We start from the raw sequence: 23,843 nt of genomic DNA, 5'->3' as shown, positions 1-23,843 counted from the left end.
CGCCGGTCAGGTCAGGCCGAAGCTGTGCTCGACGGCTCGGTTCCATCCCGCGTAGAGGCGGTCGCGGTCGTCGGCGGCCATCCCGGGCTCCCACCGGCGGTCTTCGGCCCAGTTGGCGCGGATGTCGTCCTCGCTCTCCCAGAAACCGACGGCCAGGCCGGCCGCGTAGGCCGCGCCGAGGGCGGTCGTCTCGTTGACGACCGGCCGCACGACGGGTACGTCGAGGATGTCGGCCTGGAACTGCATGAGCAGTTCGTTCACGACCATTCCGCCGTCGACCTTCAACGTCGACAGTTCGACCCCGGAGTCGGCCTGCATCGCCTCGATGACCTCACGCGTCTGAAAGGCGCTGGCTTCCAGTGCGGCTCGGGCGATGTGGCCCTTGTCGGCGAACCGGGTGAGACCCACGATGACGCCGCGGGCATCGGGGCGCCAGCGCGGCGCGAAGAGTCCGGAGAACGCCGGGACGAAGTAGACGCCGCCGTTGTCGTCGACCCCGCCGGCCAGTTTCTCGACGTCAGATGCCTGCGGGATCAGGCCGAGGTTGTCGCGCAGCCACTGGATGAGCGAACCGGTCACCGCGATCGAGCCCTCGAGTGCGTATCGTGCGGGCTGCTCGCCGATGCGGTAGCAGACGGTGGTGAGCAGTCCGTGCTCGCTGAAGACCGGCTCGGTGCCGGTGTTGAGGAGCAGGAAGTTGCCGGTCCCGTAGGTGTTCTTGGCCTCGCCGGGTTCCAGGCAGGCCTGGCCGAAGGTCGCGGCCTGCTGGTCGCCGAGGATGCCGGCGAGCGGTACCCCGGGGAGTGGGCCGTTGCCCCGGAGGGCGCCGAAATCGCCCGAGGAGCTCCTGATCTCGGGCAGCATGGCCATCGGGATGCCCATCTCGGCGCAGATGTCGGCGTCCCAGGTCTGGGTCCGCAGGTCCATCAACATGGTGCGCGATGCGTTGGTGACATCCGTGACGTGCCGGCCGCCGTCCACCCCGCCGGTCATGTTCCAGGCCATCCAGGAATCCATGGTGCCGAAACACAATTCTCCGTTCTCGGCGCGTTCGCGGAGGCCGTCGACGGAGTCGAGGAGCCAGCGGGCCTTGGGGCCGGCGAAGTAGGTCGACAACGGCAGGCCGGTGCGATCGCAGAACCGGTCCATGCCGACATCTCCGGCCAGCTCGGTGCACAGATCATCGGTTCGCGTGTCCTGCCACACGATGGCGTTGTGCACCGGCTTGCCGGTGTCGCGCTCCCAGATCACGGTGGTCTCGCGCTGATTGGTGAGGCCGCAGGCGACGATGTCCTTCGCGGTCAGTTCGGCCGACGCGAGGGCAGCGGCGCCGACGCGGCGGGTGTTACGCCAGATCTCGGCGGCGTCGTGTTCCACCCAGCCCGCGCGCGGGAAGATCTGTTCGTGTTCGAGCTGTTCGGCGCCGACGACGCGACCCTCGTGATCGAAGATCATCGCCCGGGTCGAGGTGGTGCCCTGGTCGATTGCCGCCACGTATTTGCCTGACCTACCCACGCCGGACAGTGTCGCACGCTGTCGAGGCCACAGAGATCAATTAGGCTCAGCAACCATGAACACCGAGTTCAACGCGGACCGGCCCGCCGACATGGGGCCCCTCTACCGCGCCGAGGCGTGGCGGAGGTTCGGGGAGGAACAGTTCGACGTGGTGGTCATCGGTGGCGGCGTGGTGGGTGTCGGTGCCGCACTCGACGCCGCGACACGCGGTCTGCGCGTCGCGCTGGTCGAGGCACGCGACATCGCCTCGGGCACATCGAGCCGGTCGTCGAAGATGTTCCACGGCGGCCTCCGCTATCTCGAGCAGCTCGAATTCGGCCTCGTGCGTGAGGCTCTACGCGAACGCGAGTTGTCGCTCCGGTTCCTCGCGCCACATCTGGTCAAGCCGTTGCCGTTCCTGTATCCGCTCACGCAACGGGTGTGGGAGCGGCCGTATGTCGGAGCCGGCATCTTCCTCTACGACCGGATGGGCGGCGCCAAGTCCGTTCCCGGACAGCGTCATGTCACCCGATCGGGTGCCCTGCGCGTGGCCCCGGCACTCAAGCGCAGCTCGCTCATCGGCGGGATCCGGTACTACGACACCGTCGTCGACGACGCGCGGCACAGCCTCACGGTCGCCCGCACAGCGGCCAATTACGGTGCGGTCATCCGGACCTCGACCCAGGTCACCGGATTTCTGCGCGAATCCGACCGGGTGCTCGGAGTCCGGGTGCGCGACACCGAGAACGGCGATGTGACCGAGATCCGTGCCCACTGCGTGATCAACGCCGCGGGCGTGTGGACCGACGAGGTGCAGGCACTGTCCAAGCAGCGCGGGCACTTCAAGGTCCGGGCCTCCAAGGGCGTGCACATCGTGGTGCCGCGCGACCGGATCGTCAGCGAGACCGCGATCATCCTGCGCACCGCCAACTCGGTGCTGTTCGTCATCCCGTGGGAGACGCACTGGATCATCGGCACCACCGACACCGACTGGAACCTCGACCTCGCGCATCCGGCCGCCACCCGCGCCGACATCGACTACATCCTCGAACGCGTCAACGAGGTCCTGGTCACCAAGCTCAACCACGACGACATCGAAGGCGTCTACGCCGGCCTCCGGCCGCTGTTGGCCGGGGAGGACGACGAGACCTCGAAGCTGTCCCGGGAACACGCGGTCGCGACCGTCGCGCCCGGACTCGTGTCGATCGCCGGCGGCAAGTACACCACCTACCGTGTGATGGCCGCCGACGCCGTCGACGCGTGCGACGACTTCATCCCCACCCGGGTGGCGCCGTCGATCACCGAACGCGTCCCGCTGCTCGGGGCGGACGGTTACTTCGCGCTCATCAACCAGTGCGAGCACCTCGGACGCCGATTCGGGTTGCACCCGTACCGGATTCGCCGGTTGCTGAACCGCTACGGCTCGCTGATCGACGACGTGCTGTACTACGCCGACGGCGACAAGAGCCTGCTGCAACCGCTGGCCGCGGCGCCGCAGTATCTGCGCGTGGAGGTGGTGTACGCCGCGGTCGACGAGGCGGCGCTGCACCTCGAGGACGTCCTCGCCCGGCGGACCCGCATCGCCATCGAGTACTCCCATCGTGGCGTCGACTGCGCCGACGAGGTCGCCGACCTGCTGGCGCCCCTCCTCGGCTGGACCACCGAGCAACGCGACTTCGAGGTGGCGACCTACGTCGCGCGCGTGGAGGCCGAGGTGGCCTCGCAGCAGCAACCCGACGACGACTCCGCCGACGCCCTGCGCGCCGCGGCCCCCGAGGCCCGGGCCGAGATCCTCGAACCGGTGCCCGTTCCGAAGTGACGGTGGCTCCGGTCAAGTCGGGACGTTGGGCTCTGTCGCCGTTCCCTGGTCGCGCGGGACGATCGGTGTGGGGAGAAGGAGACGAGATCATGGTCGACGAATCGGTTCGGGTGCTCACCCCCGACCAGGCCTGGGACCTGTTGGGAGGAGCGCAGCTCGGTCGGATTGCACTGAGCGTCGACGGCCAGCCCGACATCTTCCCGGTGAACTTCCACGCGACCGACGGCCGCATCATGCTGCGGTCCGGCGAGGGCACGAAACTGTCGGAGCTGGCGGTGAATTCGCGAGTGGCGTTCGAAGCCGACGGACATACCGAGACCGACGGGTGGAGTGTGGTCGCCAAGGGGACGGCACGCATACTGGTGTCGCTCCACGAGATCGAGGCGGCCGACCAGCTGCCGCTGCGCCCGTGGATCGCCACGATGAAGTACAACTACGTGGAGATCGCGGTCGACTCGATCACCGCCCGCCGCTTCGAGTTCGGGCCCGAGCCCGAGCGCTACCCCGTGTGAGGGGGCCTCGGCCGCCTCAGATCTGACACCGGGGACACCAGTAGACCGAGCGCTCCCCGCCGGGGGATTCGAGTTCGCCGCGCTTCACCGGGGTCGCACAGCGCCGGCACAACCGACCGTGACGGCCGTACACCCACATCCGCGCGTTGGGTGAGGTGTTGCCCGTGGTGGTGCGCGCCGAGCGCATCCGGTTGGCCCACAGGAGACGCCGGCTGAGATCGACCACCGGGCCGAGATCCACCTCGCCCACCGGCCGGGTGGGGAGGACACGGCGGAGGAAGCAGATCTCACTGCGGAAGACGTTGCCGATCCCCGCGATGAGGCGTTGATCGAGGAGTGCCGACCCGATGGTCTCGTCGGGGTGCGCGGCGAGTCGCCGGATCGCCTCTTCACGATCGAAGTCGTCGGCGAGCAGGTCGGGACCGAGGTAGGCGAGCGCCGCGTCCGGGTCGGCGAGGAGTTCAAGGACCCCCAGGTCGAAACCCACGGCCTCGTGGTCGGCAGTTCGCAGGACCGCACGCGCTTGATAGGCGGGCCGCCGCCACCGTTGCCCGCGAGGATGAACGTGCCAGGCCCCCTCCATCTTCAGATGCGAGTGGATGCTGAGGGTGTCGCCGACACCCGGACCGCTCTCGGCGACGTCGATCAGCAGGTGCTTGCCCACCGATCGCACCGCGAGGACCTCGCGTCCGGAGAGGTCCGCGGTGGCCAGCGACGGGATGCGGAAGTCCGACGACTCGAGCACCCGTCCCGCGAGCCCCGCCCGCAGTCGTGCGGCGGCCGCGTAGACGGTGTCGCCCTCAGGCATGGTCCACCTCAGGCATGATCACCGAAACGCAGCCGGATGCCGCGCGGGGTCGTCGAGAATCCCGCTTCGACGAGCACCTTGCCGAAGTCGGTGGCGCGCACGGGTTCCGAGTCGATGTGGTCGATCGTCAGACGCGCGATCCGGCCCCGCCGGACCAGTGCGACCAGCGCGCCTGCGGCCGACTCCAGCCGCGGGATCGAGTCGCTGAACGTCAGCAGCGTCTTGCCGCCGCGTTCGACGAAACACACCACGTCACCGTCGACGATCACCACGAGCGCCCCCGGTTTGCGGCCCGGGCGGTGACCGGCCTCGGCGTCGCGAGACGCCGGCCACTCGAGCGCCGCCCCGTAGGGATTGGCCGGGTCCGTCGCGGCCAGCACGGTTGCCTCGCGGGGCGCTTTGCGATCGGGCAGCGCATGCCGGCGCAATTCGTCGACCGTGGCCGGCGAGGCGAACTGCGCCCCGCCGAGGCCGTCGACGTAGTAGCCGCGACGAACATGTCCGTTGTCCTCGAACACGGTGAGCGCCTTGTAGACCCGCGCGAAGCCGCCGGTCACCTCCTCCGAGACCACGCTCCCGCGCGTGATCACGCCGTATCGGGTCAGCAACTGATCGCAGAGGCCCTGCGTGGCGATGGTCGGCTCGGTGGACGGGTGGTCGAGGGCGAACCAGCGGCCACTCGCCGTCGGCGACACCGGGGGAGCGACGGAGTGTTCGGTGAGGTACCGGGCCGACAGGCCGGCCCGGAGCCGGGGTGCGCGCCCGCGTGCCCGATGCGCGGGCGCCGAGCGCGGTGCGGACGGGCTGCGCCGCGGTTGCAGCAGGGCGCGGACGGGCGCGAAGCTGTCGTTGCTGACCCGGCCCGCCCACACGAGGTCCCACAGGGCACTCTCGATGTCGGCGGCCGGCGTGGTGGTGCCGGTGCTGATGTCGGCGGCGATCTGTGGGAACCGCAGGGCACCACCGGGTTCGAGTGCGGCGGTGACCCCGTCGTGGACCGGGGTGGTGTCGATCTCGTCGGCGTCGGGCAGCGTCAGGACGGCGACGTCCGCGGGATGCAGCGCCACCCAGCCGTCGGAGTTCCCGATGCGGCCGTGTCCGGACCAGATGACCTCACCGGCGCTGAGCAGTTCGTCGAGCATCGGCGCTGCGTAATCGGACACCCGGGCCGGCAGTACGAGGGACTCCCACGCGGACGCCGGCAGCGGGAACCCGGCCAGCTGGTCGATGACCGTCGCCACCCCGTCGACACCCCGGAGCTGGGTGCCCGACGACGCGTGCTGCCAGTCGAGGAGGAACCGGGTGAGGACGTCGGTACCGACGGGAGCCACCTCGGCGCGGCTCGCCGCCAGGGAACCGCGTCGGATCTGACCCAGCACGTCGGCGTGACACCATTGCCCGTCCCGGGGGCCGATACCGGCGTCGGGCAGGAAGTCACCCTCGACGACGCGTCGCTCCGATGCGAGACGGTTGAGGGTGTCGCGCACGACCCCGGTCGCGATACCCAGAGCAGCGGAGGCCTCGGGCACGGTGAACGGGCCATGGGTGCGGGCGTACCGGCCGATGAGGTCTCCGACTGGGTCGGGCACCTCCTCGAGATAGGCCGCCGGGATGCCGAGAGGTGCGGGCACCCCGAGAGCGTCACGGAGGCGGGCGGTGTCGTCGATGGCCGCCCACAGCGCACGTGCGTTGTGGTTGACCGAGATGATCTGCCCGACCCGGTGCAGCTCGGTGAGCAGGTCGGCGGCCGGCTCGTCGCCGCGATACCGGGCCGCGACCTCCTCGGTGGTGAGCGGGCCCAGCCATCGCAGCAGGTCGACGATGTCCTCGGCGTCGCGCGCCTGACGCTCGGGGGACAGGCGTTGGAGCCGGGCGATCACGTCGGCGATGACCGCCGGATCGAGGAGCTCGCGCAGGTCGACGCGCCCGAGCAACTGGGCCAGCAGGCTGGTGTCGAGGGAGAGGGCGGCCGCGCGGCGCTCGGCGAGCGGCGCGTCGTCGGCGTACATGAACGCACCCACGTACCCGAACAGCAGCGACGCGGCGAAGGGAGAGGGGCTTTGGGTCTCGGTCTCCACCACCCGGATCCGGCGCGTGCGGATGCGGTTCAGCAGATCGAGCAGGGCGGGGAGGTCGTAGACGTCCTGCAGGCATTCGCGGACGGCTTCGAGCACGATCGGGAAGTCGGGGAATTTGGATGCGACAGAGAGCAGTTGGGCGCTGCGCTGGCGCTGTTGCCACAGCGGGGCGCGCCGGCCCGGATCCCGGCGCGGCAGGAGCAGGGCGCGGGCGGCGCATTCGCGGAAACGGGACGCGAACATCGACGAGTCGGCCAGACCGTCGGTCACGAGTTGCTCGACCTCGTCGGGGTCGAGGAGGAACACATCGGCTCCGGGAGGGGCGTCGTCGGTGTCGGGCATCCGCAGGATGATGCCGTCGTCGGAGGCGGTGGTGGCGCCCTCGATGCCGAGGGTCTCCAGCAGGCGCTGCGAGATGGCACTGGCCCAGGGGGCGTGTACACGTAAGCCGTAGGGGGAGTGCAGGATCACCCGCCAGTCGCCGAGTTCGTCGCGGAACCTCTCGACGACCAGCGTGCGATCGGTGGGCAGGTGTCCGGTCGCCTCGCGCTGCTCGGCGATGAGTGTCGCGAGGTTGCTGCGGGCGTTCTCGGTGAGCCCGAGCCGGTCTGCCTGGTCGTCGAGCTTCCCGGGATCGGCGACCGACTGGGTGAAGGCACCGATCGCGGCGCCCAGTTCGGCGGGGCGTCCGATCGCGTCACCGATCCAGAACGGCAACCGGCCCGGTTGACCGAACGCGGGGGAGACGAGTACGCGGTCGTGGGTGATGTCCTCGATCCGCCAACTGGTGGCGCCCAGCGCGAACACATCGCCGACTCGGGACTCATAGACCATCTCCTCGTCGAGTTCGCCTACGCGAGTGGCCTTCTCGCCGACCATGAACACGCCGAAGAGTCCGCGGTCGGGTATGGAACCGCCCGAGGTGACGGCGAGCCGCTGGGCGCCGCGCCGGCCGGTGATGACTCCGGCGTCGCGGTCCCAGTTCACCCGGGGGCGCAGTTCGGCGAACTCGTCGGACGGGAAGCGGCCCGCGATCAGGTCGAGGGTCGCGTCGAAGACGCCCCGGCCCAGTTCGCGGTAGGGCGCCGCGCGCCGGACGACCTCGTACCAGTGATCGACCTCGAGGTCGTCGACCGCGGCCGCCGCGATGGTCTGCTGGGCGAGGATGTCGAGCGGATTCTGCGGGACCTTGATCTCCTCGATCGCGCCGTCGAGCATCCGGCCCACCGTCACCGTGCAGTGCAGCAGATCGGTGCGGTGCTTGGGGTAGAGGATGCCCTGGCTGATCTCGCCGACCTGGTGCCCGGCGCGGCCGATCCGCTGCAGTCCACTCGCCACCGACGGCGGGGACTCCACCTGGATGACGAGATCGACCGCACCCATGTCGATGCCGAGTTCGAGTGAGCTGGTGGCCACCACACACGAGAGGCGGCCGGCCTTCAGGTCGTCCTCGATCTGGGCGCGCTGCTCCTTGCTGACCGAGCCGTGATGGGCGCGGGCGAGAACCGGCTCGGCGCCGGAGCTCGCGCCGCTGCCCATCACGAACGCCGGGGCGCCGCCCGCGACCGACGGATTGCCGGTCGGTTCGGCAGGCTCGCCGTGGCGCTCGGCGTGGATCTCGTTGAGCCGAGCGGTGAGCTTCTCGGCGAGGCGTCGGGAGTTGGCGAAGACGATCGTGGCGCGGTTCGCCTCGATCTGGTCGACGATCGAGGCCTCGACGTACGGCCACAACGAGCCGGCAGTCGGCGAGAACGCGTCGTCCAGCGCCGCGGGGTCGGCATCGGACACCGGCGGCGGGATGTTGGCCATGTCCTCGACGGGGACGTCGACGCGCAGGTCGAATGTCTTGTCGGCCTTCGGTTTGACCACCTGGCACGGCGCGGCGCCGGACAGGAACCCCGCGACCACCTCGGGCGGGCGGACCGTCGCCGAGAGGCCGATCCGCTGGGCGGGTTTGTCCAGCAGTTCGTCGAGGCGCTCGAGGGTCAGCGCGAGATGGGTACCTCGTTTGGTCGCGGCGACCGCGTGGACCTCGTCGACGATGATCGCCTCCACGCCGGTGAGACTCTCCCGCGCGGCCGAGGTGAGCATCAGGTACAGCGACTCGGGGGTGGTGATGAGGATGTCGGGTGGGGTTTTGACCAGCGCACGCCGATCGGCGGCGGAGGTGTCGCCCGACCGCACGCCCACGGTGATGTTGGGCTCCGGAAGGTTCAGCTCCTGGGCCGCCCGGGTGATGCCGGTCAGCGGTGCGCGCAGGTTGCGCTCGACGTCGACTGCCAGCGCCTTCAACGGCGAGATGTAGACGACCTTGGTGCCCGCGGGACGATTGCCGGCGTCGGCGGCGAGCCGATCGAGAGCCCAGAGGAACGCGGCCAGGGTCTTCCCGGACCCGGTCGGTGCGATGACCAAGGTGTTCGCGCCGTCGGCGATGGAGGTCCAGGCGCCCTTCTGCGCAGCGGTGGGCGCGGTGAACGCACCCGAGAACCACCGCCGGGTGGGGGCGGTGAAGCGGTCGAGCACCGAGGGGCGGGGCATCTCTCCACTATGTCGCACTCGTACGACAGAACGCGGTATACAGTCTCCTCACGCCTGTACGGGGAATCCGGTGAGAGTCCGGAACGGTCGCGCCACTGTGAACGCAGCCCAGATCGACACGGTCGACGTGACGGGGCATGCGTGAGTCAGGATGCCGTGCCGGCGTGCACCACCCGTGAACTCTCCGACGCGAGATCGGCGAAAGGACCCACCATGACAGCTCCCCGTACCGAGGCGGCATCACCGGTCGCCCCGGCCCGTGCCCTGCCCGTACCGAACATCTCCGTCGCGAGCGCGGCGCTCTGGCTCAGCCTGACCGTGCTGCTCGCCGGGCTGGCGTACTACTTCCTCGGTTACGACCAGGGGGTCGTGTCGGTCTTCGGCTCCGACACCCACGTGCACGAGTTCGTGCACGACGCCCGCCATTTCCTCGGCTTCCCCTGCCACTGAGTCGACATGGAGAAGAAGTTCATCGGCGCCGGCCTGCTCGCAGGTCTGATCGCCGGCATCGTCTCGTTCGTGTTCGCGCGGTTCTACCTCGAACCCGTCGTGGGCAAGGCCATCGACTACGAGAGCGCCCGCTCGGCGGCCGAGGAGGCCCTGGCCCATGCCGCCGAACCGGGTGGTCACACCCATGGTGAGGGCGGAGAGTTGTTCACCCGCGCGATGCAGGAGAACCTCGGCGCGGGGATCGGCAACGTCGTGTTCGCGGTGTGCATGGGCGCGTTCTTCGCGGTGGCGTTCACGGTCTTGTGGAGCCACGTCGGCAGCCGTCATCCGGCCACGGATCCCCGTGCGGTCGCGGGCGTGCTCGGCGGCATCGGTTTCGTCGCCGTCTTCGCCGTCCCGTTCTTCGCCTACCCGGCGAACCCACCCGCCGTCGGCGACGACGACACCATCGGCGAACGAACCGGTGCCTTCCTCACCATCACCGTGTCGTCGGTGATCCTCGCCATCGCGGCGGTGGTCCTGGCGTCGTGGTTGCGCCCGCGCATCGGTGGGTTGGTCTCGGCGGTCGCGGCCACGGTCGCCTATCTGGCCGGCATCGCGATCGTGCTCGCCTTCCTGCCGTCGTTCAGCGAGGTCCCCGGCCCGGTCCGCGACGACGCCGGACAGATCGTGTTCCCGGGCTTTCCCGGTGACGTGATCGGGGATTTCCGGGTGTATGCGATCGCCAACCAGGTCATTCTGTGGACGGTTCTCACCGTCTCGTTCGCTCTGATCGTGGGGGCGATGGCCCGGTCGCAGGCGACTGACCGCGCTCGCGCGGTCTCCGTGCCGAACTGAGGCGATCACTGCCCGGAATGCAGATCATCACCGCCGGTCGCACCGGCCCCAACCGGTCGGTGCGGTTCGGCGGTGACCCGGTTCTCGATCAGCGTGGTCGACGCGACGTGCTCGCTCTGAGCGCGTCGCTCACCCGCCCGATCGACATCTGCGGCCCGGAGGCGGCGACCCGCGCCACCGCCGAGATACTCGGCGCGACAGGCGGCCTCATCGTCGACGACGCGCTGCGGACGCTCGATGTCGGTGCGTGGTCGGGCCTGTCCCCGGAGGAGATCGACCCCGTCGACCTCGGCGGGTGGTTCACCGACCCGGAGGCCCGCCCGCACGGGGGTGAGAGTGTCGCGCAGTTCGTCGACCGAGTCCATGCCTGGCGTGCCGGGCAGGCCGAGCACGGCGATGGCTACGTGGTGGTCGCGATGCCGGTGGCGCAGGCCCTGCTGTGCGTCGATGCGGACGGGTTCTTCGCGCGGGAGGTGCGTCCGGCCACCCTCTACACCTGCACCGATGCTCGGTAGGAACAGATCTGCGACGACGTACCTAGACATCGGCAGTGACTCCTGACACAGTTGGGGACGACAAAACTGAAACGTGTTCGCCCCTGCGCGGACACCGGTCTGGGAGTGTGACGATGTTCGAGTGGTCCGAAGAAGATCTGATGGTTCGGGACGCCCTGCGGGCGTTCATCGACAAGGAGATCCGGCCACATCTCGACGAACTCGAATCCGGCACGCTGCCGCCCTACGACATCACTCGCAAACTGCTGTCGAGCTTCGGTGTCGACGCGATGGCCAAGGACGCTCTCGAGAAGGAACTCGAGGCCGAGGCCAACGGGGAGAAGAAGAAGCCCTCGGGCGACGGCGGCGGTATGGGCGGCTCGATGTTCATGATGGTCAACATCGAACTGGCGGGGGTCTGTCTCGGTCTCGTCGCATCCCTGGGCGTGAGCATGGGCCTGACCGCCTCGACCATCCGCGGCAAGGGCACGCTCGCCCAGAAGAAGCGGTGGCTGCCCGAACTGGTCACGATGGAGAAGGTCGGCGCCTGGGCGATCACCGAACCCGACTCCGGATCGGACGCGCTGGGCGGTATGAAGACAACGGTCCGTCGCGATGGTGACGACTACATCCTCAACGGGCAGAAGACCTTCATCACCAATGGCCCCTACGCCGACACCATCGTCGTGTTCGCCAAGCTCGACGACGGCAGCGGCACCCCGATGCGGGACCGTAAGGTCCTGTCGTTCGTCCTCGACAAGGGGATGCCGGGACTGACCCAGGGCAAGCCGTTCAAGAAGATGGGCATGATGAGTTCGCCGACGGGCGAGCTGTTCTTCGACAACGTGCGCGTCGGCAAGGACCGCCTGCTCGGCGAGACCGAGGACACCGGTTCGGACGCGCGCGGATCCGAAGGCGCCAAGGCCGGTTTCACCGCGGAGCGGGTCGGGATCGCGGCCCTGTCGCTGGGCATCATCAACGAGGCGCAACATCTTTCGATCGACTACGCGAAGAACCGCAAGCTGTGGGGCCAGGAGATCGCACAGTTCCAGCTCATCCAGCTCAAGCTGGCCGAGATGGAGGTCGCGCGCATCAACGTCCAGAACATGCTCTTCAGTGCCCTCGAGCGGGGCAAGGCGGGCAAGCCGCTGAGCTTGTCCGAGGCGTCGGCGATGAAGCTCTACTCGTCGAAGGCGGCCACCGACGTCGCGATGGAGGCGGTGCAGTTGTTCGGCGGCAACGGTTACATGGCCGAGTATCGCGTGGAGCAGCTTGCGCGCGACGCCAAGTCGCTGATGATCTACGCCGGCAGCAACGAGATCCAGGTGACCCACGTCGCCAAGGGGCTGCTGCGGGGCTGACGAACAGGCCCGGTCGTGTCGGACCATGCCGACACGATCGGGCCGGGTTCAGGCGACCTCGCCGGCCCGGACCTCGACCGTCTGCGGCGTGGTGCCGGGCGTCGGCGACACGAGCGTCAGGTGGTCCGGCTGTGCCAGGAAGTCCTCTATGTCGCGTCGAGCCGCCTTCTCGATCAGCAACGGCACGAAGATCCTGACCTTGCAGTCGGCGAATCGTCCGTAGACGGCGTGCACACGTGCGTCGATGTCGTCGACAGCCATAACCGGAAACCGTGCGATCAGGCGACGAATCACCTGTTCGACTTCGAGCATCTCCTCAACCCGAGCCATTGGGACATTCTGCGGGAAAACCTTTGCGGCTGCAGGCTCATCGGGGAAACGACTGGTCACGATCGAGCATGCGACGGTGTGCTCCGTACCTGCCACGACAATTGCGCGTCCTCTTCGTCGGTTACCGCGCGGATGCCTCGGACGTGGCACAGAATGACCAGTTAGTCATTCGGTCCAGCCACGGGAGCGTACGGCCATGCCAGATTACTCATCGTCCTCGGGTGAACTCCGAGGCCCGGATCACGGCGGCCCGGCGGGCCCGATGTCGGGCAAGAAGTACCGCAAGCATCTCGAACCGCTGCACGCCGAGTTGGTCGCCATGCAGGAATGGGTCCGTGCGACCGGGGCGAAGGTCTGCATCGTCTTCGAGGGCCGGGACACGGCGGGCAAAGGCGGAGTCATCAAGGCGATCACGGCCAGGGTGAGCCCGCGGGTCTTCCGCGTGGTCGCGCTGCCCGCTCCCACCGAACGGGAGAAGTCGCAGATGTACCTCCAGCGGTACATTCCGCATCTGCCCGCGGCCGGCGAGGTCGTCATCTTCGACCGCAGTTGGTACAACCGGGCCGGCATCGAACGAGTGCTCGGATTCTGCACGGAGAAGCAGGCACACCAGTTCCTGGAACAGGTGCCCACGGTGGAACGGTCGATGGTCGAGTCGGGGATCATCCTGCTCAAGTACTGGCTCGAGATCAGCGAGGAACAGCAGACCCTTCGCCTGCAGAGCCGGATCGACGATCCGCGGAAGATCTGGAAGCTCTCCGACATGGACCTCGCGTCCTACAGCCGCTGGTACGACTATTCGCGGGCCCGCGACGAGATGTTCCGGTTCACCGACACGGGCTGGGCGCCCTGGTATGTCGTCTCCACCGACGACAAGAAACGGGGTCGGTTGAATGTGATCGAGCACCTTCTCGGTCAGGTTCCCTACACGCCGCTCGAACGTCCCCGGATCGAACTGCCGAAGCGGCAGAAGGCCAAGGACTATCGGCCACCCGAGCAGGCCCTGCACTGGATCCCGACCCCGTATTGACGACCCGAAACCGAACCGCAGTCGAGTAGTCACGACACCGCCCGAGCCCGAGGCAGGAGAGTTGTATGGCCATCGCACGCCCGCCGTCGTCACCGGAACGTCGGGAGGACGACGCCCCCGCACCGGCCTGGCACGTCCAGGACGTCGAATCCGTCGTGTCGGCGCTCGAGTCCGACAGCACCGGTGGACTGTCGTCGGCCGAGATCGACGACCGACGGACGCGGTTCGGCGACAACGTGATCGCCGCGGAACCGGCCCCGTCGGTGGCTGCACTGGTGCTGCTGCAGCTCAAGGATCCGATGAACCTGATGCTGATCGCCGTGGTGATCGTCAGCCTGGTGATCGCGGAGGTCTCGACCGCGCTGGTGGTCGCCGCCCTGGTGGTGCTCAACCTGGTGCTGGGCACTCGGCAGGAGCTGAAGGCCCGGGCCAGCGTGGACGCCCTGGCGCGGATTCAGGTTCCGCAGGCCCGCGTGGTCCGGGGTGGAGTCCTGGTGAAAGTTCCCGCGGCGCAACTCGTTCCCGGGGACATCGTGCAGCTCGAAGCCGGCGACTTGGTGCCGGCCGACGGACGTCTGGTGCGGGCCGCCACGCTGGAGACGCAGGAGGCCGCGCTGACCGGCGAGAGCGCGCCGATCCCGAAGGACCCCGCCGCGCTCACCGATGTCGAGCTGGCCCTGGGTGACCGCAGCAACATGCTCTTCCAGAACACCTCGGTCACCCGCGGCACGGCGACGATGGTCGTCACCGAGACCGGGATGCGGACGCAGATGGGACAGATCGCGTCGATGCTGTCGGCGATCGCTCCACAGCGGTCACCCCTGCAGCGCGAGCTGGATTCACTCACCAAGATCCTGGGCGTGATCGCCTGGACCGCCGTGGCGATCATCGTGGTGATCGGGCTGGTGCGCGGACAAGACCTGGCGACGGTGATGCTGCTCGGTATCTCGATGGGCATCTCGGCGATACCCTCCGGTCTGCCCACTTTCGTCCAGGCGATGCTCGCCTTCGGGGCCCGGCAGCTCGCGGATGCCAAGGCGGTCGTCAAGAACCTCACCGACGTGGAGACGCTCGGCGCGACGAGTCTGATCAACTCGGACAAGACCGGGACACTCACCATGAACCAGATGATGGTGCGCTCGTTGTACTTCCACGGTCAGTGGTTCGCCGTCGACGGTGAGGGCTACGGCAAGACCGGGAGCATCACCCAGGCGGCGGGCGAGCCGGTTCCCGATTTCACCATGCTCGCGTACGGACTGTGCCTCGACAGCGACGCCACCGTGTCGGACGCCGGCGCCGTCATCGGCGATCCGACCGAGGCGGCGCTGATCGTGCTGGCAGCCAAGATGGGGGTCGACGCGCCACTCACCCGCCAGACCTATCCCCGTCTCGCCGAGGTTCCATTCGACTCGGCCTACAAGTTCATGGCGACGTTCCACCGGCTGCCGGTGGACGGCACCGTCCGTTTCGTCGAGATGGTCAAGGGCGGTCCGGATGTCGTGCTGAACCGCTGCCGCTGGGCGTTCCGCCCCGGACGGGAGAGGGTGGAGCTGGCGGAGGTCCGGGCCGAGATCGAGGCGGCCAACGAGCAGATGTCGGCCGAGGGCCTACGTGTGCTGGCCTTCGCCGCGCGCGTGCTCGACGGCCGGGAGGACGAGGTGACCGCCGACCCGATGGCGTTCGTGGACGATCTCGTCTTCGTCGGGATGGTCGGGATCATCGACCCGTTGCGTGCCGAGGCCGTCGACGCCGTCCGCACGGCGCACGCCGCGGGGATCGATGTGCGGATGATCACGGGGGACCACACGGGAACCGCGTCGGCGATCGGTGCGCAGCTGGGACTCGGTCCCGGGGCCATCAGCGGTACCGAACTCGCCGCGATGTCCGATGAGGAACTCGCCGAGGCGCTTCCGCGGTTGCATGTGTTCGGGCGTGTCACGCCGTCGGACAAACTCCGGCTCGCCGACGTGATGCAGCGCCAGGGCGCGGTCGTCGCGATGACCGGCGACGCGGTCAACGACGCGGCCGCGCTGAAGAAGGCCGACATCGGGGTGGCGATGGGCTCGGGCAGCGAGGTCACCAAGCAGGCCGGCAAGCTGATCCTCACCGACGACAACTTCGGGACGTTGATCACCGCGATCCGGTTGGGGCGCAGCGTCTACGACAAGATCGTCGCCTACATCCGCTACCAGATGTCCAAGCTGTTCTCACTGGTGCTCCTGTTCCTGGTCGCGAGCATCTTCGACATCAACGAGGGCGTCGCGCTGGCGCCGCTGATGGTGGTCTTCCAGCACTTTTTCATCACCCTGTTCCCGGTGATCGTGATCATGCAGGACCCGCCGGCACCGGATCTGATGGCCAAACCACCACGGGACCCGAAACAGCCGATCACGAATCGCGCGTCGTTCGTGCAGTGGTTCGCCTACGGGGTCCTGCAGTTCGCGGTGACCTTCGTCGCGATGATGGTGGCGCCCGGTCCGATGAGCCCGACCGAACCGAACGTCCCGATGACCATGGGCTTCGTGGTGCTGTCCCTGGGTTCGGTGTTCGCCGGGTTGGTGATGCGGCGCGATCCGGAGTCGGGCCTCACACCGCCGATCGTCAACGCCGTGAAGATCCTGTCGATCCCGATCATCGTCACCGTGCTCGCGGTGGAGCTCGGATTTCTGCAAGACCTGCTGCAGACGACCTCGCTGACCGGCGGCCAGTGGCTCGCCTGCATCGGATGGTCGCTGATCATCCCCGTCGTGGTGGAGGCGGAGAAGTGGGTGCGACGTCGCCGGAGTCCGGCGGTGTCCGCGATCTCGGCCGTGGAGGCGGTGGCACCCCGGCGAGCGCTTCGCTGACCGAACGGGCGGCTACGAGGCCCGGTGTGGGTTCCACGCCAGGTACCACAACTGCAGCCAGTCCAGTTGTGGTGGCGCGACCCGGGTCTCGGGCCGGTGCCGGGGAACCCGTACGCGGAGCGCGCCGGGCGTGATGGTGCACCGCACCGGCGTCGTGAGCTGCAACGATTCGCCGTCGACCCCGACCGGGATGACCTCGGCGTCGGCGTCGACGGTCACCTCGGTGGCGATGCGCTGGACGAGTCCGCGGTCGTGGGTGCGCCGCAGGAGGCCGACAGCCTGCCGGGTGTCGGACACCGAGACGGTGACGACCCCGAGCCGTCCCTCGTCGATGCGGGTGCGGCGACCGAGCCCAGCCACGTCGTTGGTGGCATAAGGACCGTTGCTGACGAGGACGGCCTGGGGATCGGCGACGGTCTCGTTGCCGATGAGGGCCCGCAGACCCGACCTCGTCCCTCTGCCCAGGAGGTCGGGGAGCATGCGTAACACCGTGCGCGTCTTGTCATCTCGATACTGCGGACTCTGGACCACCTCGGCGTAGATGCCGAACGACGCGTTGTTGACGAACGGCCGACCGTTGATGTGACAGAGGTCGACATGGAACTCGACGCCGTCGCGCAGCGCGTCGAGACACCGGGCGGGGTCCTGACGGTCGAGCCCGAGATCGAGAGCGAAATGGTTTCGGGTGCCGGCACTGATGACCAGGAAGGGTACGCCCGCCTCGGCCGCGACTCCGGCGACGAGGGCCTGGGTGCCGTCACCTCCCGCGACACCGAGCAGGTCGGCCCCGCGCGCCACCGCGTCCCGTGCCAATTGCTCCACGTCGATCTCCACCGGCCCGTCCAGCAATACGACTTCGGCGCCGAGGGATTCGGCCTTGCGCTGCAGATCGAATCGGACGACCTTCCCGCCACCCGAACGCGGGTTCATGATGATGAACGGGCGGTGGACGTCCGGCGCCGGGTGTTCGGGCATCAGGGAGTCGATGCGCGACGGCCGCAGCGCGCGCCGACCGCATCCGACCGCGGCGGCCGCCAGCAGCGCGGCGGCGATCACGACCCAGAGCTGTCGCTCGCGAAGGAGGAACACCACGAGAACCGCCACCGGCAGGACCGCGAGAGCGGCCGAGACGATGCGGAGGACACCACGGCTGATGAGGAACCAGTACACCGCGGCGACGATGACGACGGCACAGACACCACAGATCGCCAGGAGGCCCAGCAGGCGGAGGAGGCCGGCGGCGGCCACCGGCAGCAGGATCGCGGCGACGGCCAGCGCCATGGCCGCGCGCGCCCACCATCTGCGTGTCGTGGGCGGCGCGACCTCGGCGGCGACCGACGCCTGACTCATACCGTCTCGACGGCCGGCGTCGCCGCGCCGGGCGTCTCCTGATCCGGTGGATCGGACTCCTCGTTCCGATCCTTGGCGGCCCAGTCCTTCGCCGGCCTGATCACGAGTTCGAGGATCAGGAGTGCGAGGAGTCCGAAGACGGCGATGAGGAGGACCACCAGACCGGTCGGATAGCTCCAGAAGACGAGCAGCAGCGCCGCGATGCCGATGATCGCGCTGCGCAACGCGATTCGCGCGCGGAACAGGCTCTCCTCGAAGGCATTCGGCGGCCGCGAGCGTCGTATCCGCTGCACCGAGTCGAGTCCGTGGCCGAATCCGCGCCGGACGGCCGTGGCCGAGGCGGACCCGCCCAGCAGGTAGGCCCCGACGGCGACCACGAGCCCGAGGACCGCCACGGCACGCAGCGCCAACCGCAGCGGATCGAGCACCGTGTCGATGGTGGCGGCCGCGGCATCCGGGGCGAGGATGTCGGGCGGCATCGCGTCGAGATAGAGCGCTCGGCCGATCAGCAACGCGATGGCGAGGACGAGCATGGCGAGGACGAGTGACAGTCCGGCGAGCGAGAGGGCCCGCAGACGCCGACCGCGGGGTGCGACGGCCACGGCGGCGAAGGCGAGCGCGATCGTCAGCCAGGGCAGGACGTCGGCGGCGGTGTCGAGTGCCGAGACGGCACGCTGGGCGCGGACCAGTTCGGGTGAGCGGAACAGGACGAACTGCTTGTCGACGGCGGGGATCTTCTCGGCGAAGGTGAAGCCGCGGTCGAGGAGGCGTGCCTTGACGTTGTCGATCACGGTACCGAGCGAGATGCTGACGGTGCCGGAGTCGTCCACGGTCACCGACGACGGTCCGACGTCACCGGTCACGACCGCGACAAGGGCGGTGTGTGCGGCCCGATTCGCCTGCAGCCACAGGGATTCGAACTGATCGCTGGCGACGAACGACGACACGGTCTGTTGCACGAAGCCGCGGGCCTGGCCGGCCAGGACGGGAGCGAGACCCTCGACCGCCCGATCGACGCGTGGTGCGTTCTCGGTGGCCGGAACCGCGTCGGTCAGGGTCGTCAGCGCCGCCGCGGTGAGTCCCTCGACGTCGATGCGACTGAAGATCTCATCGGTGATCGTGTTCGAGATCTCGGCTTGCACTGCGGGATCCGAGGCGAGCGGAGCGACGGTGCTGACGTAGCGGTCGGTGTCGAGGATCTCGCCACGGACGAACCGCGAAGTCACCGAGGTGATGGCGAGTACGGCGACGAGGATGCACAGGACCGCGACGGCGAACCAGCGCCACCGGTTCCGCCGGGTCGGGTCGGGGGTCTTGGTGGCCGGCCCGGTGCCGGCCGCGTCGCGCAGGCGCGCGACCTCGGCTCGTAGTCGTTCGAGTTCGGCGCGCTCGGAGTCGGTGATGCCGACGCTCGGCTCCGCGCTCTGTCCGTTGGTGTCCGTGGTCATCTCGACGCCGCCCTTCCGGCCGCTGATCGTCTGGGGTTCCGGTGCTGACAGAACGCGCTCCACCGCCGAGGGGTGCCTCGACGGTGGAGCGTGGGTCGGGATCTAGCGGTATTCGGCCTTCGGCTGCCAGGTCGAGACGGCCCAGATGACCACGATGTCGAGAGCGATGATGAGGATCGACCACCAGGGGTAGTAGGGCAACCACAGGAAGTTGGCGATGATCGACAGACCGGCGATCACGATCGCGGTGAACCGTGCCCAGGTCGCGCCGGTGACGAGTGCGATGCCGACGCCGGCCATCACGACCCCGAGGGCGATGTGAATCCAGCCCCATGTGGTGAAGTCGAGCTTGTAGACATACTCGACGCCGCGGACGAAGACCTCGTCCTCGGCGACCGCGGCGATGCCCTGGAAGAGTTGGATGACACCGAGGACGATGAGGATGATCGCGGCGCCGATGGAGGTCCCCGCGGCGATGTTCTGTGAGGTGGATGGACGGTTGTTCTCGTGGGTGGGTGCGGTGTGAGTCATGACGACGCCCTTCTCTGGACAACCTTGACTGTGGACTACACGTACAGGGGGAGTGTCCTCCGAGTCATGCCGCCCCGCAACCGTTTCGGCGAGAGCGGGCCCAGAATTGTGACCATGGGCCGGAACTCGATGCCGTTGCCGCGCAAACCGATGCGCATTGCTAACGAAAAGGGGTCAGGTCTCTTGCCGAGCGAGTCGCCAGATGCGGTCGCGTGACATCGGCGTCTCACCGGGCCGGCTCCCGAGTGCGCGACGGATGGCGTTCGCGAGCGCCGGCGCGACCGGGTTGTACGGTGACTCGCTCATCGATTTGGCGCCGAACGGGCCGAGTTCGTCGCTGGTGTCGGCGAAGTAGACCTCCGTGACGGGGATGTCGGCCATCTGCGGGACGCGGTACACCCGGAAGACGTTCGTGATCGGCCGTCCGGCCTCGTCGATCATGATCTCCTCGTAGAGCGCGGTGCCGATGCCTTGCGCGACACCACCTTCCACCTGGCCGCGACATTGCTCGGGGTTCATCACGGTGCCCGCGTCGGCCGCGTGCACCGATTGCAGGATGCGGACGGTGCCGGTCTCGGTGTCGACCGCGACGCGGAAGGCCTGCACGTTGAACGCGATGGACCGCATCTCCCCGCGTTCGGCGCCCGCGGCGACGGCGCGCGGTCCCGCGGGGTGCTCGACCCGGTTCGACGGGTCGACAGCGCCGATGAGATCGGCGAACCCGACGATCCGGCCGTCGACGAGCGCGCCCTCCACGCCGAGGCCGACCTGTGCCGGGTCCGCTCCGGTGAGCTGCGCCGCGGCGTCGACAAGGGTGTCACGCAACGCGAGACATGCTGAGTGCAGCGCCTTCCCGGCCACGGTCGTGCCCGCCGAGGCGAACGCCCCGGTGTCGTGCACGACGGCATCGGTGTCGCCGTGCCACAGCGAGACCCGGTCGAGTCCGGTCGACAGCGCGGTGGCGACGATCTGGGCGTGGACCGTGGTCGTGCCGTTGCCGAACTCGGCGGTGCCCACGCCCACGTGGTACGTGCCGGCGGCGTCGACCGCGACGGTGACGTCGGCGAAGTGCCCGCGGGGGGCCATGGTGGCGATCGCGGCGATGGCCATGCCCTCGCCGACGCGCCAGCGGTCCCCCGACGGTGCCTCGACCCCGTTGCCGGCGTGCAATGCACGCTCGGCCAGATCGAGACACTGGTCGAGTCCATAGCTGCCGTAGACCAGGTCGACCTCGGGTTCGGCGCGTGCGATGAGGAGGGGATCGCCGTCGGCGACGGCGTTGCGGCGTCGGAACTCGAACGGGTCGATGCCGAGTTCGATCGCGAGTTCGTCCATCGCGCTCTCCACGGCGAAGACCACCTGGCCGAGGCCGTAACCCCGGAACGCGCCGGACGGCGGGTTGTTGGTGTAGACGACCTCCGCGTCGAGGCGCTTCATCGGGCAGTTGTACACCGACACCGATTCCGCGCACGCGTGGAACATCACGCCGATCGCGTGGTTGCCGTAGGCGCCGGTGTCCGACAACAGGTTCACGCGCAGGCCGGTGAGCCTGCCGTCCGCGTCGGCTCCGACATCGACGGTGACCCGCATCGGGTGCCGGTACGTGGTCCGGGTCAGTTCGTCGGTGCGGCTCATCTCGTAGGCGCAGGGTTTGCCGGTGCGGAGTACGGCCAGGGCGACGAGGTCCTCGGTCAGCATCTCCTGCTTGCCGCCGAACCCACCGCCCACCCGGGCGCTGAAGACCCGGATACGCTCCGGCGGCAGATCGAAGAGGAGCGCGAGCTCGTTGCGGACCAGGAACGGGACCTGGGTGCTGGTCCGGATGACGAGGCGCCCGTGTTCGTCGAACCACCCGATCGACCCGTGGGTTTCCAACTGGGCGTGGGAGACCCGCCCGCTGGACCAGGTGCCGTGCACAGTCGCCGACGATGCGGCGAGTGCGGCCTCGACGTCGCCGCCGAACCCCTCGTGAAAGGTGGCGATGACGTTGCGATGGGCCTCGGCGACCCGGTCGGCGGGAGTGCGATCGGGGTGCAGCAGTGGGGCTCCGGGGCTTCTGGCCGCTTCCGGGTCGAAGACCGCGGGCAGAACTTCGTAGGTGACGTCGATGAGCGCCAGGGCCTGGTCGGCGACGGCCGGGGACGACGCGACCACCGCGGCGACCCGCTGACCGACGAATCGCACCACCGGGTCGAAGACGAGTGTGTCGTCGGGATCCTCGAGGCGGCTCTCGTGGCGTCCCGTGGAAAACCGCGGAGTGGAGACGTTTTCGTGGGTGAAGATCAGCTCGACGCCGGGTAGCGCGGCGGCGTCGGTGGTGTCGATGGCGGTGATCCGTGCGTGCGCGTGCGGCGAACCGAGTACGTGGATGTGCAACGTCCCGGGCGTGGGGACGTCGAAGGTGTACGGCTCGGTTCCGGTCACCACGCGCCGGGCGGCGAGCGGAGCGACCGACTCGCCCACGAATGGCCGTTGCGCGGGCTCCGCGGGCGCAGCGGGGGATGCGGTGCCCGTGGCGGCCGCGGTGATCGCGTCCCGGATGGAGCGGTAACCGGTGCAGCGGCAGAGGTTTCCCTTCATCCGCCGCGGCAGGTCGGGGAGATGCTCGGCGGTGACGGTGGAGGCGGTCACGATCATTCCGGCGGTGCAGAAACCGCACTGGAATCCGAAGTTGTCGACGAAGGACTGCTGGACGGGGTGCAGGTCGTCGGGGGTGCCGAGCCCGGCCACCGTCGTCACCGACTTCCCGGCGGCGCGGTGAGCGGGATAGATGCAGGAGTGCACGGGCTGTCCGTCGACGAGCACCGAACACGCCCCGCAGTCGCCGGCGTCGCAGCCCTTCTTGACCTCGTAGTGTGCGTGTTCGCGGAGCAGCATCCGAAGGCACTGTCCCGCAGCGGGTTCGGCGTCGAGCGACTCTCCGTTGACCTCGAATCTCATGCGCCGGCTCCGAATCCCATGTCCTTGATTCCGTTCGTCGCCGACGACAACTCCGTGCGGATCTCCTCGCCCAGCACCGCCGAGACGCCGCGGCGCCAGTCGGCCGAACCCAGCGCGTCGGTGTAATAGCCACTTGCCGAGACGATGTCGTCGTGCAGCGCGTCGCGGGTCGGTAACCCGGTGTAGCGCAGAACGGTCGGCCATTCGGTGGCCGCGGTGATCCCGAAGGTGGCGGCGCCGTCGTCGTCGACCCGGCCGGTCACCACGGCCCCCGAGCGACCGAGCTCGGCGAGGGCGATCTTGCGCACGGAGGTGCGGGCGCGTAACGCGTGGGCGGGGAAGTCGATGGCGCGCAGGACTTCTCCCGGTGCCAGGAGGTTGATGCCGTTGCCGATGACCAGCTCGGCGACGGGTAGATCGCGGTCGGTGCCATCGGGACTCCACACGTGGGCGGTCGCGTCGAGCCCGACCGCCAGCGAGACCATCGACGCCGCCGCGTACGACCGGCAGATGTTGCCGCCGACGGTCGCCATGTTCCAGATCTTGAACGACGCCAGCAGTGCGTTCGCGCACTGCGCGAACATCGGGTGGGCCACGAAGCCGGAGCGCGGGGGGAGTGCGACGAGTTCGGCGATCGTGCAGGTGGCCGCGATCCGGAGACCACCTCCCGGCAGGTCTTCGACAGGTGCCCAACCCATCTCGCTCAGGTCGACTAGTCCCGTGGTCGCCGGCTGCGGCTCGGAGAACACCCAGGTGCCACCGGCGACGATCTGTTCGCCGGGCGCGGGGAACGCCTCATCCCGCGTGCGCGCGAACCGGTAGTGGGAGACGGCGGTGAGGTCCATCAGCGTGCCTTGTCGAGGAGGCGGGATGCGGCGGTGGGTGGCTCCCACCGTACGAGGCCGATGCGCCCGTCGGAGCGGATCGCGGAAGTCGACGTCGAGAGAAGCACGGCGTCACGCTACGTGCATCCGGTG

General features: G+C 68.8%; 17 protein-coding genes and 1 riboswitch. Of the genes, 8 read left to right on the top strand and 9 right to left on the bottom strand.

All coding sequences use genetic code 11. The features are described 5' to 3' along the window. Positions 1 to 6 precede the first annotated feature (6 nt). The gene (gene glpK, locus JW364_RS01730; RefSeq protein WP_065630728.1) at positions 7 to 1,494 is read right to left on the bottom strand and encodes a glycerol kinase GlpK; all 1,488 of its coding nucleotides are present in this window, start codon (positions 1,492 to 1,494) and stop codon (positions 7 to 9) included. 76 nt (positions 1,495 to 1,570) lie between these two features. Here glpK and glpD point away from each other — a divergent pair, with 76 nt between their 5' ends. Together glpD and JW364_RS01720 are read left to right on the top strand one after the other, a co-directional pair. Further along, positions 1,571 to 3,313: a glycerol-3-phosphate dehydrogenase gene (gene glpD / locus JW364_RS01725; protein WP_065630729.1), complete on the top strand. Its 1,743-nt coding sequence runs from the start codon at positions 1,571 to 1,573 to the stop codon at positions 3,311 to 3,313. Between the two features lie 89 nt (positions 3,314 to 3,402). Continuing rightward, positions 3,403 to 3,825 carry a pyridoxamine 5'-phosphate oxidase family protein gene (locus JW364_RS01720; protein WP_068970327.1) on the top strand — a complete coding sequence of 141 codons (423 nt, stop codon included), beginning with the start codon at positions 3,403 to 3,405 and terminating at the stop codon, positions 3,823 to 3,825. A 16-nt stretch (positions 3,826 to 3,841) separates the two neighbouring features. Here the strand turns inward: JW364_RS01720 and JW364_RS01715 are convergent, their stop codons facing one another. Next, positions 3,842 to 4,633 carry a DNA-formamidopyrimidine glycosylase family protein gene (locus JW364_RS01715; RefSeq protein WP_068970324.1) on the bottom strand — a complete coding sequence of 264 codons (792 nt, stop codon included), beginning with the start codon at positions 4,631 to 4,633 and terminating at the stop codon, positions 3,842 to 3,844. A gap of 8 nt (positions 4,634 to 4,641) precedes the next feature. Further along, positions 4,642 to 9,249, bottom strand: coding sequence for an ATP-dependent helicase (locus JW364_RS01710; RefSeq protein ID WP_165630256.1), 4,608 nt, complete (start codon positions 9,247 to 9,249; stop codon positions 4,642 to 4,644). 17 nt (positions 9,250 to 9,266) lie between these two features. After that, a riboswitch (cobalamin riboswitch) is annotated at positions 9,267 to 9,427 on the top strand. Positions 9,428 to 9,462: 35 nt separating this feature from the next. Between JW364_RS01710 and JW364_RS01705 the strand changes: the two genes are divergently transcribed. From JW364_RS01705 to JW364_RS01690, 4 genes are all read left to right on the top strand, one after another. Continuing rightward, positions 9,463 to 9,699 carry a CbtB-domain containing protein gene (locus JW364_RS01705; RefSeq protein WP_058250870.1) on the top strand — a complete coding sequence of 79 codons (237 nt, stop codon included), beginning with the start codon at positions 9,463 to 9,465 and terminating at the stop codon, positions 9,697 to 9,699. A 6-nt stretch (positions 9,700 to 9,705) separates the two neighbouring features. Next, positions 9,706 to 10,536: a CbtA family protein gene (locus JW364_RS01700; protein ID WP_068970323.1), complete on the top strand. Its 831-nt coding sequence runs from the start codon at positions 9,706 to 9,708 to the stop codon at positions 10,534 to 10,536. 17 nt (positions 10,537 to 10,553) lie between these two features. Further along, on the top strand, positions 10,554 to 11,051 hold the full coding sequence (locus JW364_RS01695; protein WP_068970322.1) for a histidine phosphatase family protein: 498 nt from the start codon (positions 10,554 to 10,556) through the stop codon (positions 11,049 to 11,051). Between the two features lie 113 nt (positions 11,052 to 11,164). Continuing rightward, positions 11,165 to 12,391, top strand: coding sequence for an acyl-CoA dehydrogenase family protein (locus JW364_RS01690; protein ID WP_068970321.1), 1,227 nt, complete (start codon positions 11,165 to 11,167; stop codon positions 12,389 to 12,391). A 48-nt stretch (positions 12,392 to 12,439) separates the two neighbouring features. On the opposite strand, the gene JW364_RS01685 is transcribed toward JW364_RS01690, so the two are convergent. After that, on the bottom strand, positions 12,440 to 12,817 hold the full coding sequence (locus JW364_RS01685; protein ID WP_189340040.1) for a three-helix bundle dimerization domain-containing protein: 378 nt from the start codon (positions 12,815 to 12,817) through the stop codon (positions 12,440 to 12,442). A 100-nt stretch (positions 12,818 to 12,917) separates the two neighbouring features. On the opposite strand from JW364_RS01685, the gene ppk2 reads away from it, so the two are divergent. Together ppk2 and JW364_RS01675 are read left to right on the top strand one after the other, a co-directional pair. After that, positions 12,918 to 13,751, top strand: coding sequence for a polyphosphate kinase 2 (gene ppk2 / locus JW364_RS01680; protein ID WP_058250637.1), 834 nt, complete (start codon positions 12,918 to 12,920; stop codon positions 13,749 to 13,751). 65 nt (positions 13,752 to 13,816) lie between these two features. Beyond that, complete coding sequence (locus JW364_RS01675; RefSeq protein WP_068970319.1) at positions 13,817 to 16,597, top strand: cation-transporting P-type ATPase; 2,781 nt, start codon at positions 13,817 to 13,819, stop codon at positions 16,595 to 16,597. Positions 16,598 to 16,609: 12 nt separating this feature from the next. Here JW364_RS01675 and JW364_RS01670 read toward each other — a convergent pair whose 3' ends face one another. The 5 genes from JW364_RS01670 to JW364_RS01650 all read right to left on the bottom strand — a co-directional run bounded on the left by JW364_RS01670 (position 16,610) and on the right by JW364_RS01650 (position 23,711). Next, the gene (locus tag JW364_RS01670; RefSeq protein WP_068970318.1) at positions 16,610 to 17,947 is read right to left on the bottom strand and encodes a diacylglycerol kinase family protein; all 1,338 of its coding nucleotides are present in this window, start codon (positions 17,945 to 17,947) and stop codon (positions 16,610 to 16,612) included. After that, positions 17,944 to 19,395 carry a hypothetical protein gene (locus JW364_RS01665; protein ID WP_068970326.1) on the bottom strand — a complete coding sequence of 484 codons (1,452 nt, stop codon included), beginning with the start codon at positions 19,393 to 19,395 and terminating at the stop codon, positions 17,944 to 17,946. Before JW364_RS01665 ends, JW364_RS01670 begins: the two co-directional genes overlap by 4 nt. Positions 19,396 to 19,497: 102 nt before the next feature. Continuing rightward, complete coding sequence (locus tag JW364_RS01660) at positions 19,498 to 19,926, bottom strand: hypothetical protein (RefSeq protein WP_055475098.1); 429 nt, start codon at positions 19,924 to 19,926, stop codon at positions 19,498 to 19,500. 174 nt (positions 19,927 to 20,100) lie between these two features. Further along, positions 20,101 to 22,866: a molybdopterin cofactor-binding domain-containing protein gene (locus JW364_RS01655; RefSeq protein WP_068970317.1), complete on the bottom strand. Its 2,766-nt coding sequence runs from the start codon at positions 22,864 to 22,866 to the stop codon at positions 20,101 to 20,103. Next, entirely contained in the window at positions 22,863 to 23,711 is an 849-nt protein-coding gene (locus JW364_RS01650; RefSeq protein WP_055475096.1) for a xanthine dehydrogenase family protein subunit M, read from the bottom strand. The genes JW364_RS01655 and JW364_RS01650 overlap by 4 nt, the downstream gene beginning before the upstream one ends. Positions 23,712 to 23,843: the final 132 nt, after the last annotated feature.

It is taken from the genome of Gordonia sp. BP-119, from assembly GCF_016924115.1.
GTDB classification, from domain to species: domain Bacteria; phylum Actinomycetota; class Actinomycetes; order Mycobacteriales; family Mycobacteriaceae; genus Gordonia; species Gordonia hongkongensis.
The sequence above is the reverse complement of the archived record's forward strand: the minus strand, read 5'-3'. Positions and strand labels throughout refer to the sequence as shown.

Coding starts and splice junctions, on each gene's coding strand:
- glpD (WP_065630729.1), top strand. CDS start 1,571: ATGAACACCGAGTTCAACGCGGACCGGCCCGCCGACATGGGGCCCCTC.
- JW364_RS01720 (WP_068970327.1), top strand. CDS start 3,403: ATGGTCGACGAATCGGTTCGGGTGCTCACCCCCGACCAGGCCTGGGAC.
- JW364_RS01715 (WP_068970324.1), bottom strand. CDS start 4,633: ATGCCTGAGGGCGACACCGTCTACGCGGCCGCCGCACGACTGCGGGCG.
- JW364_RS01710 (WP_165630256.1), bottom strand. CDS start 9,249: ATGCCCCGCCCCTCGGTGCTCGACCGCTTCACCGCCCCCACCCGGCGG.
- JW364_RS01705 (WP_058250870.1), top strand. CDS start 9,463: ATGACAGCTCCCCGTACCGAGGCGGCATCACCGGTCGCCCCGGCCCGT.
- JW364_RS01700 (WP_068970323.1), top strand. CDS start 9,706: ATGGAGAAGAAGTTCATCGGCGCCGGCCTGCTCGCAGGTCTGATCGCC.
- JW364_RS01695 (WP_068970322.1), top strand. CDS start 10,554: ATGCAGATCATCACCGCCGGTCGCACCGGCCCCAACCGGTCGGTGCGG.
- JW364_RS01690 (WP_068970321.1), top strand. CDS start 11,165: ATGTTCGAGTGGTCCGAAGAAGATCTGATGGTTCGGGACGCCCTGCGG.
- ppk2 (WP_058250637.1), top strand. CDS start 12,918: ATGCCAGATTACTCATCGTCCTCGGGTGAACTCCGAGGCCCGGATCAC.
- JW364_RS01675 (WP_068970319.1), top strand. CDS start 13,817: ATGGCCATCGCACGCCCGCCGTCGTCACCGGAACGTCGGGAGGACGAC.
- JW364_RS01670 (WP_068970318.1), bottom strand. CDS start 17,947: ATGAGTCAGGCGTCGGTCGCCGCCGAGGTCGCGCCGCCCACGACACGC.
- JW364_RS01665 (WP_068970326.1), bottom strand. CDS start 19,395: ATGACCACGGACACCAACGGACAGAGCGCGGAGCCGAGCGTCGGCATC.
- JW364_RS01660 (WP_055475098.1), bottom strand. CDS start 19,926: ATGACTCACACCGCACCCACCCACGAGAACAACCGTCCATCCACCTCA.
- JW364_RS01655 (WP_068970317.1), bottom strand. CDS start 22,866: ATGAGATTCGAGGTCAACGGAGAGTCGCTCGACGCCGAACCCGCTGCG.
- JW364_RS01650 (WP_055475096.1), bottom strand. CDS start 23,711: ATGGACCTCACCGCCGTCTCCCACTACCGGTTCGCGCGCACGCGGGAT.